The 15,398-nt window shown below is 71.5% G+C and carries 14 protein-coding genes; 8 read left to right on the forward strand and 6 right to left on the reverse strand.

Going from position 1 to position 15,398, the window contains the following annotated elements; all coding sequences use genetic code 11:
* Positions 1-28: 28 nt before the first annotated feature.
* The gene (cobT, locus tag OG698_RS32430) at positions 29-1,144 is read right to left on the reverse strand and encodes a nicotinate-nucleotide--dimethylbenzimidazole phosphoribosyltransferase (RefSeq protein ID WP_406107238.1); all 1,116 of its coding nucleotides are present in this window, start codon (positions 1,142-1,144) and stop codon (positions 29-31) included.
* 183 nt (positions 1,145-1,327) lie between these two features.
* On the opposite strand from cobT, the gene OG698_RS32435 reads away from it, so the two are divergent.
* The gene (locus tag OG698_RS32435; RefSeq protein WP_406107240.1) at positions 1,328-2,428 is read left to right on the forward strand and encodes a class I SAM-dependent methyltransferase; all 1,101 of its coding nucleotides are present in this window, start codon (positions 1,328-1,330) and stop codon (positions 2,426-2,428) included.
* A 36-nt stretch (positions 2,429-2,464) separates the two neighbouring features.
* Here the strand turns inward: OG698_RS32435 and OG698_RS32440 are convergent, their stop codons facing one another.
* On the reverse strand, positions 2,465-3,667 hold the full coding sequence (locus OG698_RS32440; RefSeq protein ID WP_399968461.1) for a bifunctional adenosylcobinamide kinase/adenosylcobinamide-phosphate guanylyltransferase: 1,203 nt from the start codon (positions 3,665-3,667) through the stop codon (positions 2,465-2,467).
* Positions 3,668-3,767: 100 nt separating this feature from the next.
* Here OG698_RS32440 and OG698_RS32445 point away from each other — a divergent pair, with 100 nt between their 5' ends.
* Positions 3,768-3,986: a hypothetical protein gene (locus OG698_RS32445; RefSeq protein WP_100592141.1), complete on the forward strand. Its 219-nt coding sequence runs from the start codon at positions 3,768-3,770 to the stop codon at positions 3,984-3,986.
* A gap of 90 nt (positions 3,987-4,076) precedes the next feature.
* Here OG698_RS32445 and OG698_RS32450 read toward each other — a convergent pair whose 3' ends face one another.
* From OG698_RS32450 to OG698_RS32460, 3 genes are all read right to left on the reverse strand, one after another.
* A complete protein-coding gene (locus OG698_RS32450; RefSeq protein WP_406111427.1) occupies positions 4,077-5,120 on the reverse strand; it encodes a S1C family serine protease in 1,044 nt (347 codons plus the stop codon).
* Positions 5,121-5,300: 180 nt separating this feature from the next.
* Positions 5,301-6,008 (reverse strand): class I SAM-dependent methyltransferase, encoded by a 708-nt coding sequence (locus OG698_RS32455; protein WP_406107241.1) that lies wholly within the window; start codon positions 6,006-6,008, stop codon positions 5,301-5,303.
* 83 nt (positions 6,009-6,091) lie between these two features.
* Positions 6,092-6,718 carry a DUF3043 domain-containing protein gene (locus tag OG698_RS32460; protein ID WP_199841665.1) on the reverse strand — a complete coding sequence of 209 codons (627 nt, stop codon included), beginning with the start codon at positions 6,716-6,718 and terminating at the stop codon, positions 6,092-6,094.
* A 272-nt stretch (positions 6,719-6,990) separates the two neighbouring features.
* Between OG698_RS32460 and OG698_RS32465 the strand changes: the two genes are divergently transcribed.
* The 5 genes from OG698_RS32465 (at position 6,991) to OG698_RS32485 (ending at position 13,472) form a co-directional block, all read left to right on the forward strand.
* Positions 6,991-7,788 carry a PspA/IM30 family protein gene (locus OG698_RS32465; RefSeq protein ID WP_266669760.1) on the forward strand — a complete coding sequence of 266 codons (798 nt, stop codon included), beginning with the start codon at positions 6,991-6,993 and terminating at the stop codon, positions 7,786-7,788.
* A 21-nt stretch (positions 7,789-7,809) separates the two neighbouring features.
* Positions 7,810-8,088 carry a PspA-associated protein PspAA gene (locus OG698_RS32470; RefSeq protein WP_100592146.1) on the forward strand — a complete coding sequence of 93 codons (279 nt, stop codon included), beginning with the start codon at positions 7,810-7,812 and terminating at the stop codon, positions 8,086-8,088.
* A 130-nt stretch (positions 8,089-8,218) separates the two neighbouring features.
* Positions 8,219-9,409 (forward strand): sensor histidine kinase, encoded by a 1,191-nt coding sequence (locus OG698_RS32475; RefSeq protein WP_406111429.1) that lies wholly within the window; start codon positions 8,219-8,221, stop codon positions 9,407-9,409.
* Positions 9,406-10,104 carry a response regulator gene (locus OG698_RS32480; RefSeq protein ID WP_399968456.1) on the forward strand — a complete coding sequence of 233 codons (699 nt, stop codon included), beginning with the start codon at positions 9,406-9,408 and terminating at the stop codon, positions 10,102-10,104. The genes OG698_RS32475 and OG698_RS32480 overlap by 4 nt, the downstream gene beginning before the upstream one ends.
* A 203-nt stretch (positions 10,105-10,307) precedes the next feature.
* On the forward strand, positions 10,308-13,472 hold the full coding sequence (locus OG698_RS32485; RefSeq protein ID WP_406107243.1) for an efflux RND transporter permease subunit: 3,165 nt from the start codon (positions 10,308-10,310) through the stop codon (positions 13,470-13,472).
* 80 nt (positions 13,473-13,552) lie between these two features.
* On the opposite strand, the gene nadA is transcribed toward OG698_RS32485, so the two are convergent.
* The gene (gene nadA / locus OG698_RS32490) at positions 13,553-14,743 is read right to left on the reverse strand and encodes a quinolinate synthase NadA (RefSeq protein WP_406107245.1); all 1,191 of its coding nucleotides are present in this window, start codon (positions 14,741-14,743) and stop codon (positions 13,553-13,555) included.
* Between the two features lie 279 nt (positions 14,744-15,022).
* Between nadA and OG698_RS32495 the strand changes: the two genes are divergently transcribed.
* The gene (locus OG698_RS32495) at positions 15,023-15,379 is read left to right on the forward strand and encodes an iron-sulfur cluster assembly accessory protein (RefSeq protein WP_100592151.1); all 357 of its coding nucleotides are present in this window, start codon (positions 15,023-15,025) and stop codon (positions 15,377-15,379) included.
* The last annotated feature ends 19 nt before the right edge of the window (positions 15,380-15,398 follow it).

Consider the following 15,398-nt stretch of genomic DNA (forward strand, 5'->3'; position numbering starts at 1 on the left):
CCCGCCGTCAAGCAGCGTGCAGCGTGCCCTACTCGGTCGCGTCGGCCGTCTCCGGCTCCCCGGTGGCCGCCTCGGTGACCTGCGGCTCGTCGGCGGCCTGCGGGGCCTCCGGCAGCTCCGCGGCCAGCGCCGCGGCGGCCTGCACCAGCGGCAGCGCGAGCAGCGCCCCCGCGCCCTCGCCCACCGTCACGCCCTGGTCGAGCAGCGGCTCCATCGCCATCCGGTCCAGCGCCTTCGCCTGCGCGGGCTCCCCGCTCGCCTGGCCGGCCAGCCACCAGTCCGGCGCCCGGAACGCGATCCGCTGCCCGACGAGCGCGCACGCCGCCGACACGACGCCGTCCAGGATCACCGGCGTACGCCGCACCGCGCTCTGCAGCAGGAACCCGGTCGCGGCGGCGAGGTCCGCACCGCCCACCGCGCCCAGCAGCGCCAGCTGGTCGCCGAGTACGGGCCTGGCCCGCCGCAGGGCGTCCCGCACTGCCGCGCACTTGCGCATCCATGCCAGGTCGTCGATCGGCGAGCCGCCGCGCCCGGTCACCACGGACGCGTCCGTCCCGCACAGCGCCGCGATCAGCGTCGCGGCCGCCGTCGTCCCGCCCACGCTGAGATCGCCGAGCACCACCAGATCCGTGCCGGAGTCCGCCTCCTCGTCGGCGACGGCCATGCCCGCGCGGAACGCGGCCTCCGCCTCCTCGGGCGTCAGCGCGTCCTCGATGTCGATGCGCCCGGACGACCGGCGCACCCGGTGCCGTACGACCTCGGCGGGCAGCTCGTCGGGCCCGCAGTCCAGCGACATGTCGACGATCCGCACCGGAACGCCCAGGCGCCGCGCGAGGATCGCGGACGCGCTCCCGCCCTCGACGGCCTGGCGCACCAGCTTCGCGGCACTGCCCGCGGGCCGCGCCGACACCCCGAGTTCCGCGATCCCGTGGTCACCCGCGAACAGCACCACGCGCGGGCGCTCCAGTGGCTTGACCGGCACCGCGGCCTGAGCTGCGGACAGCCACTCGCCCAGCTCGTCGAGGCGGCCGAGCGCGCCGGGCGGCACCGCGAAGCGGGCACGGCGTTCCTCGGCGTCGCGGCGCGTCCCGCCGTCGGGGCGCTCGATCAGATCGGTGAAGTCGTCGAGATTCAGCGAGCTCATTCGCCGAACAGTACCGGCCGTTCCCCGACGCGGCGCATGACGTGGTGTTACGCCATGCGATGCATCGGATCCGCAGCGTCATTGCGGGTCTCTCCGTGATCCTTTACGTTCCAGGATGCCCCGGATTGTCGTATCGCCCCAGGGTGGTGTGGCGCCCCTCGGACCGTCCCACAGGAGTTCGTGATGACCCCCACGACCGAGGCCGTCGCCGAGCGGCGGCCCGCCTATCTCACCGAACTCGCCCAGGGCACCGACCGGTTCCACGAGCCGCGCAGGACCGACTGCCCCTGGTGCGGCTCCAGCCGGCTGCGCACCCGGCTGCGGACCACCGACCTCCTCCAGCACAAGCCCGGCAGCTTCGTCGTCGACCAGTGCCGCGCCTGCTCGCACTCCTTCCAGAACCCGCGCCTGACCCCCGAGGGACTGGCCTTCTACTACCGGGACTTCTACGACGGGCTCAACGCCGGCCACTCCGCCAGACTCCTGAAGGCCCAGCACTCGGCGCGGCGCTCGGCCCGCCGCCACCGCGCCGCCGCCCGCACTCTGCTGGCCCTCATCGAGCCGGAGAGCTGGCTGGACATCGCCACCGGGCAGGGCCACTTCCCGGCGGCCGCCAAGGAGGTCCACCCGTACACCGCCTTCGACGGGCTCGACGCCGGAGCCGCCGTCGAGGAGGGCCGCAGGGCCGGCCGAGTCGAGGAGGCCCACCGCGGCACCCTCACCGAACTCGCCCCCGCGCTCGCGGGACGCTACGACGCGCTGAGCATGTTCCACTACCTGGAGCACGCCACAGACCCGCGCGACGAACTCAAGGCCGCCCGCACCGTCCTGCGCCCCGGCGGCCACCTCCTCATCGAGGTCCCCGACCCCGAGAGCCGCTACGCGAAGCTGCTCGGCAAGTGGTGGGTGTCGTACTTCCAGCCCCAGCACCTGCACCTCATCCCGATGGACAACCTCCGCCGCGAGCTGGAGCGCCTCGGGTACACCGTCGTCGCGACCGACCGCCGCGAGGCGCACGTCCCGCTCGACCTCACCGCCGGGCTCGCCCTGTTCCTCGGCCACTGGCTGCCGAGCGCCGACGCCCCCTGGCGCAGCAAGGCCCCGACCCCGCTCCAGCGCGGGCTCCGCACGGCCCTGACGTACGCCGTCGTGCCCCTCGTCGCCGCGGCCTACGCGGCGGACCAGCTGCTCGCCCCGCTCGCGGGCCGCACCCGCTTCTCCAATGCCTACCGGGTCGTCGCCCGCAAGAACACCGCAGGACCCGGCAGGGACCCGCGGCCCTGACCGAGCCCTGCCCGAACCCCGACCGATCGCCCCGCGTCAGCCGCGCAGCACCAGCACCTGCCCGGCCACCACGAGCAGTACCTGCTCGCACTCGGCCGCGAACGCCGTGTTCAGGCGCCCCAGTTCGTCCCGGTAGCGGCGGCCCGACGCCGTGGCCGGGACGATCCCGGAACCCACCTCGTTCGACACGGCGACCACCGTGCGCGGGGTGTTCCGCACGGCCTCCGTCAGCACCGCGACCTTCTCCCGCAGCGCGCGCTCCCCGCCGCCCGCCCACTCCGCGTCGTCCCAGGCCCGCACCTCGTCCATGGCGTACGTCAGCCACAGCGACAGGCAGTCGATGAGCAGCGGAGGTCCGTCCTGCGCGAGGAGCGGCACGAGGTCGCAGGTCTCCGTCGTGTTCCAGGAGCCGGGGCGCCGCTCACGGTGCAGCGCCACCCGCTGCGACCACTCGGTGTCCCCGCCCCGCGTGCCGCCCGTCGCCACGTACAGCACGCCCGGGAACGCCTCCAGGCGCCGCTCGGCCTCGACCGACTTCCCCGACCTCGCCCCGCCGAGGACCAGCGTCCTGCGCGGCACGTCCGGCACGTCCTCGTACGCCCCCACGACGAGCGTCGTCCCGTCCGGCACGGCCCGTGCGCCCGCCGCCGCCAGACGGCGCGTCAGCTCAGGCCCCGGCGGCACGTCGTGGTCGATGTGGACCGCGAGCACATCGGTCGTCGCGCCGATCGCCCCCACGGCCCGCAGCCTGGCCGCCGCGTCCGGGCGGTCCACGATGTCGGCGAGCACCATCTCGTACGGCCGCTCGGTCTCCTCGAAGCCCGCGGCCGCCGCGCCCGGCGGCAGATACAGCAGCCGCTCGCCGTCCGGCCCGGTCACCTCGTAGCCCGTCCCCGGCGAGTCCGTCGGCAGGGCCCGCACCCGGTGCCCGGTCAGCAGCGCCAGCTCGCTCCCGTCCGGCACCCGGACCGGCGACACGAGCCCCGCCGGCACCTCGACGGGCGGCCCGTCGTGCGGATGTGAGAGCAGCACCTGCCGTACGCCGCTGAGGCTGTGCCCCGAGCGGGCGGCGGCGAACGCCGCTCCCGGCGTGAGGTCGAGCAGCAGCGTGCCGTCGATCAGGAGCGCGGTCGCGGCACGCGCGCCACCCGGCCCGAGGGCGGTGGCGCAGGCCGCGCAGGGGCAGTCCGGGCGGGGCAGTCCGGTGGGGGCGCCGGTGCCGAGCAGAGTGAGTTCCACGGGAAGATCCTCCCGCGCCACCGCGAGTGGCGCTCGCCCGGCTAGGCTTCCGGGCAGTAGTGAGACTGTGAGCTGGTCCGTTGACTCCCTGGAGGCTGACATGGCGGCGTGGACGTGGAGGTTCGAGAAGTCGGACGGGACGGAGGTCCAGCCGGCGGTGCAGCCCGAGGAGTTCACGACTCAGGGCGACGCGGAGTCGTGGATCGGCGAGTACTGGAAGGCCCTCGCGGAAGGCGGCGCCGACCAGGTCACCCTCTTCGAGGACGACGCGGTGATCTACGGCCCGATGGGCCTGCACGCGGAGGACGCGCCGGCGTAGGTCCGTAGCTCCTTCCGGAACGCCGAGAAGGGCGGCGACCCGCACGGGGCGCCGCCCTTCTGTCTTCCGTCGTCTCCCGATACGTCCGGCCTACATCTCGCCGAGCGTGACCTCGACCGTGTTCTCGGCCCCGTTCCTCACGTACGCGACCGAGACCTTGTCGCCGGGCTTGAGGGCGGCGAGTTGCTCCGCGAGCGCCACCATCGTGTTGACGTCTGTGCCGCCGACCTGGGTGATGACGTCCCCGGACTGCATCCCGGCCTTCTGCGCGGCCCCGCCGTCGTTGACGTCCACGACGGCGACCCCGTCCGGCTGGTAGGAGCTGCCGAGCACCGTACGGCCCGTGATGTCGAGCGCGGCCCGCCCCGAGTCCGTGACCTTGCCCTTCTTGATGACCTGGTCGGCGACCGTCGTGACCATGGACGAGGGGATCGCGAACCCGATGCCGGGCGCCGTGCCGCCGCTCATGTTGGGGTCCGTCGCGGCGAGCGTCGGGATGCCGACGACCTGCCCGTCGAGATTGACGAGGGCGCCGCCGCTGTTGCCCGGGTTGATCGCCGCGGACGTCTGCACCATGTTCCCGATGGTGGCGCCGGTCCCGCCGCCCTCGCGGTTCTCGCTGACGGTCCGCCCGGTCGCCGAGACGATGCCCTGGGTGACGCTGGAGGACAGGCCGAGCGGCGAGCCCATCGCCAGGGTGATCTGGCCGACCTCGACCTTGGACGAGTCCGCGAACCTCGCCGGCTTGAGCCCCTCGGGCACCTTGTCCAGCTTGATGACGGCGAGGTCCTGCTCGGGGTAGGCGTAGACGAGCGTCGCGGTCAGCTCGGTCTCGCTGTTGGACGTGGTCACCTTGAACGTCTTGTCGTCGCCGACCACGTGCGCGTTGGTGACGACGTGGCCCTTGTCGTCGTAGACGATCCCGGACCCCTGCTCGGACGAGGCCTGGATCTGGACGACCGACGGCAGGACGTCCTTGATCACCTTCTGGAAGTCGGCCTGCAGAGCGTTGCCGGAGACGGGCGCGGCCTGCTCCGTGGTGCCGGACGGCTTCGTCGACGGGCCGGACGGGCCGGAGGAGTCGGAGCCGGAGCAGCCGCCCACCAGGGCCACCGAGCAGACGAAGGCGGTCAGCGGCAGCGCGAGCCGCAGAACGCGGGCACGCCCGCTACGAGTGGCACGGGTGCGCGTACGGGAACCGGAAAGAGAGCGGGCACGGGAACGGGCACGGAAAGGATCCATGCCCGGATTGTCACTGTCATCCCGTTGTTCCTGCCTGCGGTGGGCCGCCGAACAGGGGGCGCGCCGGGGCCGTCAGCCGCGCACACCGCACAGGTGCAGCAGCGCCGCCACCCGGCGGTACGGCTCCGTGCGGCCCGCCCGCTCCTCCGCCGCGAGCAGCGTGTGGAACTCGCCGGGCGGCGGCACGGGCGCGTCGTCCCCCGCCGTGTCCGTGAAGACCCGCACCCCGTACCAGGCGTGCAGCGGAGCCCCGATCCCGGCCAGCGTGGCGGTCAGCGCGCCGAGCCGGTCGGCCCGCACGTCGAGCCCGAGCCGGTTGCGGTACGAGGACGTGTCGAAGGAGCCGAGCGCCGCCTGCCAGTCCCCGGCGAGGCCGGGCCGCATGGCGAGCGCGTCACCGTTGCGCACGAGGAGCGAGAGCAGGCCGCCGGGGGCCAGCATCCGCGCCAGGCCCGCGAGCAGCGCGTCGGGGTCCTCCACGTACATCAGGACCCCGTGGCACAGAACCACGTCGAAGCTGCCGGGCAGGAAGTGCACCCCGGTCTCCCGGCCGTCGCCCTCCACGAGGCGCACCCGGCCGCGGATGCCCTCGGGCTCCCCGGCGAGCGCGGCCCGCGCCGCGGCGACCATCCCGGGATCCTGCTCGACCCCGGTCACCTGATGTCCGGCACGGGCGAGACGCAGGGCCTGCGTGCCCTGGCCCATGCCGACGTCGAGCACCCGCAGCCGCTGCCCCACGGGGTAACGCGCGGCGAGCTGCTCGTCGAGCTGCCGCGCCACGAGCTCCTGGCGTACGGCGTTGCGCAGACCGTCGAGCTTGCCGAGCCAGGACGCCGCGGCGCCGCCGGAGAAAGCCTCCGTGCTCAGGGCCGCTCCCCGCGCTTGACCTGGGGCTTGGGCAGACGGAGCCGGCGCATCTGGAGCGTGCGCATCAGGGCGTACGCGACGGCGCCCTTCTTCGGCTCGTTCGGGAACTTCTCGGCCAGGCGCTTCTTCAGGCGGAACGCGGTGACGACCGAGTCGAGCACGATCAGCACGATCACGATGAGCCAGAGCAGCAGCGCGATGTTCTGCAGGCTGGAGATCCGGACCATGGTCATCACGAGGATGACCACCGCCAGGGGCAGGAAGAACTCTGCGATGCAGAAGCGCGAGTCGACGAAGTCGCGCGCGAACTTTCGCACCGGACCCTTGTCGCGGGCGGGAAGGTAGCGCTCGTCACCGCTGGCGAGCGCCTGGCGCTGCCTCTCCATCGCGGTGCGGCGCTCTTCGCGCTGCCGCTTCGACGCCTCCTTGCGGGTCGTCGGCGTATTGGCCACGCTGCGGCGCTGGGTCTGGGCCTGGCTGCGCTTGGGCGTGGGGCGGCCCTTGGGGGCCTGCGGGTCACGGGGCTGCGTGGAGTCGGTCACCGGCGCCTTGGCGGCCTGGGCCTTCTCGTCCTTGGATCGGCTACGGAACACAAAACCCAAGGGTACGGGGTGCGGCCGCATGGACCAGAGGCGAGTGGGGAACGATCCGGCAACACCCTGCGTCAGTGTTGCTGAGCGTTCCCGGCAGCTGCACCGCGTGCTCGTCGAACCGGCCACCCCTGGGGGACACCTACTCCCTGCGCCGGAGCGGGACCGTACGCAGTCGTCCTTGGGGATGAGCGCATCCGCACCTGAACAGTGCGGTAATAGAGGCAGGACCCGTACTGTGGGTTCTGTCGCAGTGCTGGTGCTGGACGTCTGCTGGATCTGTCAGAAGGGGGCGCGCGAAGCCCATGAGCGGTGTCATGAAGCGTATGGGGATGATCTTCCGCGCGAAGGCGAACAAGGCCCTTGACCGGGCCGAGGACCCGCGCGAGACCCTCGATTACTCGTACCAGAAGCAGCTGGAGCTGCTCCAGAAGGTGCGCCGCGGTGTCGCCGACGTGGCGACGTCGCGCAAGCGCCTGGAACTGCAGCTCAACCAGCTCCAGAACCAGTCGTCCAAGCTGGAGGACCAGGGCCGCAAGGCGCTCGCGCTCGGCCGCGAGGACCTGGCCCGCGAGGCGCTCTCGCGCCGGGCCGCCCTCCAGCAGCAGGTCACCGACCTGGAGACGCAGCACCAGACCCTCCAGGGCGAGGAGGAGAAGCTCACCCTCGCGGCGCAGCGCCTCCAGGCCAAGGTCGACGCCTTCCGTACGAAGAAGGAGACGATCAAGGCGACCTACACGGCGGCCCAGGCGCAGACCCGGATCGGCGAGGCCTTCTCCGGCATCTCCGAGGAGATGGGCGACGTCGGCATGGCCATCCAGCGTGCCGAGGACAAGACGGCGCAGCTCCAGGCCCGGGCCGGCGCGATCGACGAGCTGCTTGCCTCCGGCGCGCTCGACGACCAGTCCGGCCTCGCCAAGGACGACATCCAGAGCGAGCTGGACCGCCTCTCCGGTGGTACGGATGTAGAGCTGGAACTCCAGCGGATGAAGGCCGAGCTGTCGGGCGGTTCCTCCTCCTCGCAGCAGGCCATCGAGGGCGGGCAGGGCCAGCAGTCGCCGACCCAGACGCCGCAGGACACCCCGCGCTTCGACAAGCAGTAGTCCCACGCCGAGGAGGGCGTCATGATCGTACGGATCATGGGGGAGGGGCAGGTGGAGCTGGCCGACAGCCACTTCACCGAGCTCAACAAGCTCGACAATGAGCTCCTGGCCGAGATGGAGAACGGGGACGGTCCCGCTTTCCGCCGCACGCTCAACGCCCTGCTCGAAACGGTCCGCTCTCTGGGCACCCCTCTGCCCGACGCGTCCCTGGAACCCTCGGAACTCATCCTTCCGTCCCCGGACGCGACCCTGGAAGAGGTCCGGGAGATGCTGAGCGACGACGGTCTGATCCCTGGCTGAGCCGTCACGGGCGGTACGCGGCCTGCCGCGCGTCCCGCATGTGGACGGGCGTGCCGCGCACGGACGAGGGGGCGATACCGTGACGCCGGTGACCCCCTTCGTACGCTGGGCCAGGACTCACCCCCGGGCCATGGACGCGGCCCTCGCGGCGGCGGTGCTGCTCTGCATGATCGCCGCCTCCTTCGCCGATCCGAACGGCGGCCGCGACGGCACCCCCACCTGGGGCACCCGCAGTCCCCAGCTCCTCAGCGTCGTCTTCATGGTCCTCGGCGCGGCCGCACTCGTCCTTCGGCGCCGCGCCCCCATGGCGGTCCTCGCGGCCACCTCCGCCGTCACCCTCGCCGAACTCATCACCGGCGACCCGCGCGCACCCGTCTCGATGAGCGCCGTCGTCGCGCTCTACACCGTCGCCGCCACCACCGACCGCCCCACCACCTGGCGTGTCGGCCTCGCCACCATGACCGTCCTCACCGGCGCCGCCATGCTGGCGGGCCCCCTGCCCTGGTACTCGCAGGAGAACATCGGCGTCTTCGCCTGGACCGGCATGGCCGCCGCGGCCGGGGACGCCGTGCGCAGCCGGCGCGCGTTCGTCGACGCGATCCGCGAGCGGGCCGAGCGGGCCGAGCGCACACGGGAGGAGGAGGCCCGGCGCCGCGTCGCCGAGGAGCGCCTGCGCATCGCCCGCGACCTGCACGACGTCGTCGCGCACCACATCGCCCTGGTCAACGTCCAGGCGGGCGTCGCCTCGCACGTCATGGACAAGCGCCCCGACCAGGCCAAGGAGGCCCTCTCGCACGTGCGCGAGGCGAGCCGCTCCGCGCTCAACGAACTCCGCGCCACCGTCGGCCTGTTGAGGCAGTCGGGCGACCCCGAGGCCCCGACCGAACCGGCGCCGGGACTCGACCGCCTCGAAGACCTCGTCGGCACGTTCCGCAACGCGGGCCTGCCCGTCGAGGTCGCCTGCTCCGACCGCGCCACCGGCCTGCCGGCCGCCGTCGACCTGGCCGCCTACCGCATCGTCCAAGAGGCCCTCACCAATGTGCAGAAACACGCGGGCGCCGAGGCCAAGGCCGAGGTCAGCGTCGTGCGCGTAGGCCCGAACATCGAGGTCACGATCCTCGACAACGGCCCCGGCACCGCGCAGCCCTCGCCCGACAGCGGCGGCCACGGCCTGCTCGGCATGCGCGAGCGCGTCGCCGCGGTCGGCGGCAGTCTGTCGGTGGGACCGCGGTACGGGGGCGGGTTCCGCGTCCATGCGATCCTGCCCGTCCAGGCCCACGCCACCGCGGGCCGCGCCACGGACACGGGGGACGCTGGATGACCATTCGGGTACTGCTCGCCGACGACCAGGCCCTGCTGCGCAGCGCCTTCCGCGTCCTCGTGGACTCCGAACCCGACATGCTCGTCGTCGGCGAGGCCTCCGACGGCGCGGAGGCCGTCCGCCTCGCCAAGTCCGAGAAGGCCGACGTCGTCCTGATGGACATCCGGATGCCCGGCACCGACGGACTCGCCGCGACCCGACTGATCAGCGCCGACCCCGAACTGGCGCACGTACGCGTCGTGATGCTGACGACCTTCGAGGTGGACGAGTACGTCGTCCAGTCGCTGCGCGCGGGCGCCTCCGGCTTCCTCGGCAAGGGCGCCGAACCCGAGGAACTGCTCGGGGCGGTGCGGATCGCCGCCGGGGGCGAGGCGCTCCTGTCGCCCGTCGCGACCAAGGGCCTGATCGCCAAGTTCCTCGCGCAGGGCGAGGCGTACGGCGACTGGGAGGACGGTGCGCGCCCCGGCGGCGCCCACGGCGAACGCCTCGCCGCGCTCACCACCCGCGAGCGCGAGGTCCTCGTCCAGGTCGCCGGCGGCCACTCGAACGACGAGATCGCGGAGCGCCTCCAGGTCAGCCCCCTCACGGTCAAAACCCATGTGAACCGCGCCATGGCCAAGCTCGGCGCCCGGGACCGTGCCCAACTCGTCGTAATCGCGTACGAATCGGGCCTGGTCCGTCCAAGGGTGGAGTGAGCCGGGGCCTCCGCGTACTACGGGCGCAGTATGCGGCGCATAAGAACGGGACCTGGGAGCGACGGAACCGCCCTCCGGCATGACTGAGGGTGTAGGGGGCCCCGCGCATGTCTGCCGACGCACCGCGTTCTCAGGATGCGCAAGCGTCCCCCGGACGCCCGGGGCCCCTCCTGCCGCGCTCGCCACAGAGAGAGACCCACACCATGTCCTGGCTGTCGAGATTCAGCCTCGCTCAACGGGCCCTGATCGGGCTGATGTCGATCATCGCGATCGTCTTCGGCGCCATCGCGATCCCTCAGCTCAAGCAGCAGCTGCTGCCCTCCATCGAACTGCCCATGGTGTCTGTCCTGGCCCCGTACCAGGGCGCGTCTCCCGACGTGGTCGAGAAGCAGGTCGTCGAGCCGCTCGAGTCGACCATCGACGCGGTCGACGGCATCACCGGCATCACCTCCACGGCGAGCGAGGGCAACGCCGTGATCATGGCCCAGTTCGACTACGGCAACGGCTCCAAGCAGCTCGTCGCCGATGTCCAGCAGGCCGTGAACCGGGCCCGCGCCCAGCTCCCCGACGACGTCGACCCGCAGGTCGTCGCGGGCTCCACGGACGACATACCGACCGTGGTCCTCGCCGTCACGTCCGACAAGGACCAGCAGGCGCTCGCCGACCAGCTCGACAAGACCGTCGTCCCGTCCCTCAAGGACATCGACGGTGTCGGCCAGGTCACCGTCGACGGTGTGCGCGACCTCCAGGTCACCGTCACCCCCGACGACAAGAAGCTCGCCGCGGCCGGCGTCAGCCAGGCCGCGCTCGGCCAGTCCCTCCAGGCGGGCGGCGCGACCCTGCCCGCCGGCTCCTTCGACGAGGGCGGCAGCAACCGCACCGTCCAGGTCGGCGGTGGCTTCACCTCCCTGAAGCAGATCCAGGACCTGATGGTCACCGGCGAGGGCGTCAGGAAGCCCGTACGCCTCGGTGACGTCGCCAAGGTCGCGCAACAGCCCGCCAAGGCCGACTCGATCACCCGCACCGACGGCAAGCCCAGCCTCGCGGTCATGGTCACCATGGACCACGACGGCAGCGCGGTGGCCATCTCCGACGCGGTCAAGGACAAGCTCCCCGACCTGCGCAAGGACCTCGGCACCGGCGCGAAGCTCACGGTCGTCAGCGACCAGGGCCCGGCCGTCTCCAAGTCCATCGACGGCCTGACCACGGAGGGCGCGCTCGGCCTGCTCTTCGCGGTCCTCGTCATCCTCGTCTTCCTGGCGTCGATCCGCTCGACCCTGGTCACCGCGGTCTCGATCCCGCTCTCGGTCGTCCTGGCCCTGATCGTGCTGTGGACCCGCGACCTCTCGCTCAACATGCTCACGCTCGGCGCGCTGACCATCGCGATCGGCCGAGTCGTGGACGACTCCATCGTCGTCCTGGAGAACATCAAGCGGCACCTCGGCTACGGCGAGGAGCGCCAGGAGGCGATCCTCAAGGCGGTCCGCGAGGTCGCGGGCGCCGTCACGTCGTCCACCCTGACCACCGTCGCCGTCTTCCTGCCCATCGGTCTGGTGGGCGGCATGGTCGGCGAGCTGTTCGGCTCGTTCTCCCTGACGGTCACGGCGGCCCTGCTGGCCTCCCTGCTCGTCTCGCTCACGGTCGTGCCGGTCCTGTCGTACTGGTTCCTGCGCCCGCCCAAGGCGATCAAGGGCGTCGACCCGGAGGAGGCGCGCCGCAAGGCGGAGGAGAAGGAGGCGCGTTCCTGGCTCCAGCGGATCTACGTCCCCGTCCTGCGCTTCGCGACCCGTCGCCGCCTCACCAGCGTCCTCATCGCGGTCGTGGTCCTGGTCGGCACGTTCGGCATGGCCCCCATGCTGAAGACGAACTTCTTCGACCAGGGCGAGCAGGAAGTCCTGTCCATCAAGCAGGAGCTGAAGCCGGGCACCAGCCTGGCGGCGACCGACGCCGCGGCGAAGAAGGTCGAGGAGCTGCTCGACGGCGTCGACTCGGTCAAGGACTACCAGGTCACCATCGGCTCGTCCGGCTTCATGGCGGCCTTCGGCGGCGGTACGGACACCAACCAGGCGTCGTACCAGGTGACGCTGAAGGACAAGGCGTCGTACGAGAAGACCCAGGACCGCATCGAGAAGGGTCTCGGGGAGCTCTCCGGGATCGGCCGGACCACCATCGCGGCCGGTGACGGCTTCGGCAGCCAGGATCTCAGCGTCGTGGTGAAGGCGGCCGACGGCCAGGTCCTGCGCAAGGCGGCCGACGAGGTCCGCGACGAGGTCGCCAAGCTCGACGACGTCACGGACGTCACCAGCGACCTGTCGCAGTCGGTCCCGCGCATCTCGGTCAGGGCCAACTCCAGGGCCGCGGCGGCCGGGTTCAACGACACCACGCTCGGCGCGGCCGTCGGCCAGGCCGTGCGCGGCACCACCAGCGGCAAGGCGATCCTCGACGACACCGAGCGCGACGTCGTCGTGAAGTCGGCGAAGCCCGCCACCACCATGGCCGAGCTCAAGAAGCTCCCGATGGGCCCCGGCGGTCTGAAGCTCGGCGACATCGCCACGGTGAAGCTGGTCGACGGACCGGTCTCCATGACCCGCATCGACGGCGCCCGCGCCGCGACGATCACGGCCAGGCCGACCGGTGACAACACGGGCGCGGTCAGCGCCGACCTGCAGACGAAGATCAAGGCACTGAAGCTGCCCGCGGGCGCGACGGCCACGATCGGCGGCGTCACGTCCGACCAGGACGACGCGTTCAAGAACCTCGGCCTCGCCATGCTGGCCGCGATCGCGATCGTGTTCATGCTCCTGGTCGCCACGTTCCGCTCGCTGGCCCAGCCGCTGATCCTGCTGGTCTCGATCCCGTTCGCGGCGACCGGCGCGATCGGCCTGCTCATCGCCACCGGCACCCCGATGGGCGTCCCGGCGATGATCGGCATGCTGATGCTCATCGGCATCGTGGTCACCAACGCGATCGTCCTGATCGACCTGATCAACCAGTACCGCAAGGAGGGCTACGGCACGATCGAGGCGGTCATCGAGGGCGGCCGCCACCGTCTGCGCCCGATCCTCATGACGGCCCTGGCGACGATCTTCGCCCTGCTCCCGATGGCGCTCGGCGTCACCGGCCAGGGCGGCTTCATCGCCCAGCCGCTCGCGGTCGTGGTGATCGGCGGCCTGATCACGTCGACGCTCCTGACACTCCTCCTCGTCCCGACGCTCTACGCGATGCTGGAGCTCCGTAAGGAGCGGCGCCGCAAGAAGCGCGAGGCGAAGCGGGCGAAGAAGGCCGGCGTGCCGGCCGAGCAGGAGGCCACGCAGGCGTCGCAGGCCTCGGAGGCCGAGTCCGGCGAGCCGGAGCCGGCCCAGGTCTGACGCACCCGGCACAACGCCCGGAGCCCGGGTCCCACCGTCAAGTGGGACCCGGGCTCCGGGCTTTCTCGCGCTTGTGGTGCCTACGGCAGCGCCAGCATCCGCTCCAGCGCCTTCTTGGCGAACTGCTCCGTCTCGCGGTCGACCTCGATCCGGTTGACCAGGTTGCCCTCGGCCAGCGACTCCAGGGTCCACACCAGGTGCGGCAGGTCGATGCGGTTCATCGTCGAGCAGAAGCAGACCGTCTTGTCGAGGAAGACGATCTCCTTGTCGGGGTGCGCGTTGGCGAGGCGCCGCACCAGATTGAGCTCGGTGCCGATCGCCCACTTCGACCCGGCCGGGGCCGCGTCGAGCGCCTTGATGATGTACTCCGTCGAGCCGACCTCGTCCGCCGCGGCGACGACCTCGTGCTTGCACTCGGGGTGCACCAGGACCCGTACGCCGGGGATCCGCTCGCGGACGTCGTTGACCGAGTCGATCGAGAAGCGCCCGTGCACCGAGCAGTGCCCGCGCCACAGGATCATCTTCGCGTTCCGCAGCTCCTCGGCGGTCAGGCCGCCGTTCGGCTTGTGCGGGTTGTACAGGACGCAGTCCTCCAGGGACATGCCCATGTCCCGTACGGCGGTGTTGCGGCCCAGGTGCTGGTCCGGCAGGAACAGCACCTTCTCGCCCTGCTCGAAGGCCCAGTCCAGCGCCCTCTTCGCGTTCGACGAGGTGCAGATGGTGCCGCCGTGCTTGCCGGTGAACGCCTTGATGTCCGCCGAGGAGTTCATGTACGAGACCGGCACGACCTGCTCGGCGATGCCGGCCTCGGTCAGCACGTCCCAGCACTCGGCGACCTGCTCGGCGGTGGCCATGTCGGCCATGGAGCACCCGGCGGCCAGGTCGGGCAGGACCACCTTCTGGTCGTCGCCGGTGAGGATGTCGGCGGACTCGGCCATGAAGTGCACACCGCAGAAGACGATGTACTCGGCCTCCGGCCGGGCGGCCGCGTCGCGGGCGAGCTTGAAGGAGTCGCCGGTGACGTCCGCGAACTGGATGACCTCGTCGCGCTGGTAGTGGTGGCCGAGCACGAAGACCTTGTCCCCGAGCCTCTCCTTGGCCGCGCGGGCGCGCTCCACCAGGTCCGGGTCGGACGGGGAGGGCAGGTCTCCAGGGCACTCCACGCCGCGCTCGCTCCGCGGGTCGGCCTCGCGGCCGAGCAGCAGGAGAGCCAGCGGAGTCGGCTGAACATCCAGGTCAACGGTGGTCTGGGCCGTGGTCACGTCACGCACCCTTTCTTGTTATGACATTCGTGCGGCGAGGCTTCTCGTCGAAATGACGCTATCTATCATAACTGCTTCACGTCAGAATGACGATCGCCATCGTGTCGATGTGACGCAATCCGCGTGGACCGGCCCGTGCCCGTCGCGCGCCGGGTGTGCGAGCATGAAAAGGTAAGGAAGCCGAACTCGCCGAGAGGCGAAACACGAGCGCCAGGGCCGGAATGAAACCGCGGCCCCGCCGGTTGGAACGTCGGCAAGCAGTCTCCGTACAACCCTGGAGAGAAGCAGATGTCCGTATCGGACGAGACCACCACCGTGAGCGACGGCATCCTCCTGTCCGACGCCGCCGCGGCCAAGGTCAAGGCCCTCCTTGACCAGGAAGGGCGCGACGACCTGGCGCTGCGCGTCGCCGTACAGCCCGGAGGCTGCTCCGGCCTGCGTTACCAGCTCTTCTTCGACGAGCGCTCCCTCGACGGGGACGTCGTGAAGGACTTCGGTGGCGTCAAGGTCGTCACCGACCGCATGAGCGCCCCGTACCTGGGCGGCGCCTCCGTCGACTTCGTCGACACCATCGAGAAGCAGGGCTTCACGATCGACAACCCGAACGCCACGGGCTCCTGCGCCTGCGGCGACTCGTTCAGCTGAGCCTGAACCCGTACATACG

Source organism: Streptomyces sp. NBC_01003 (assembly GCF_045162695.1).
Lineage (GTDB): Bacteria > Actinomycetota > Actinomycetes > Streptomycetales > Streptomycetaceae > Streptomyces.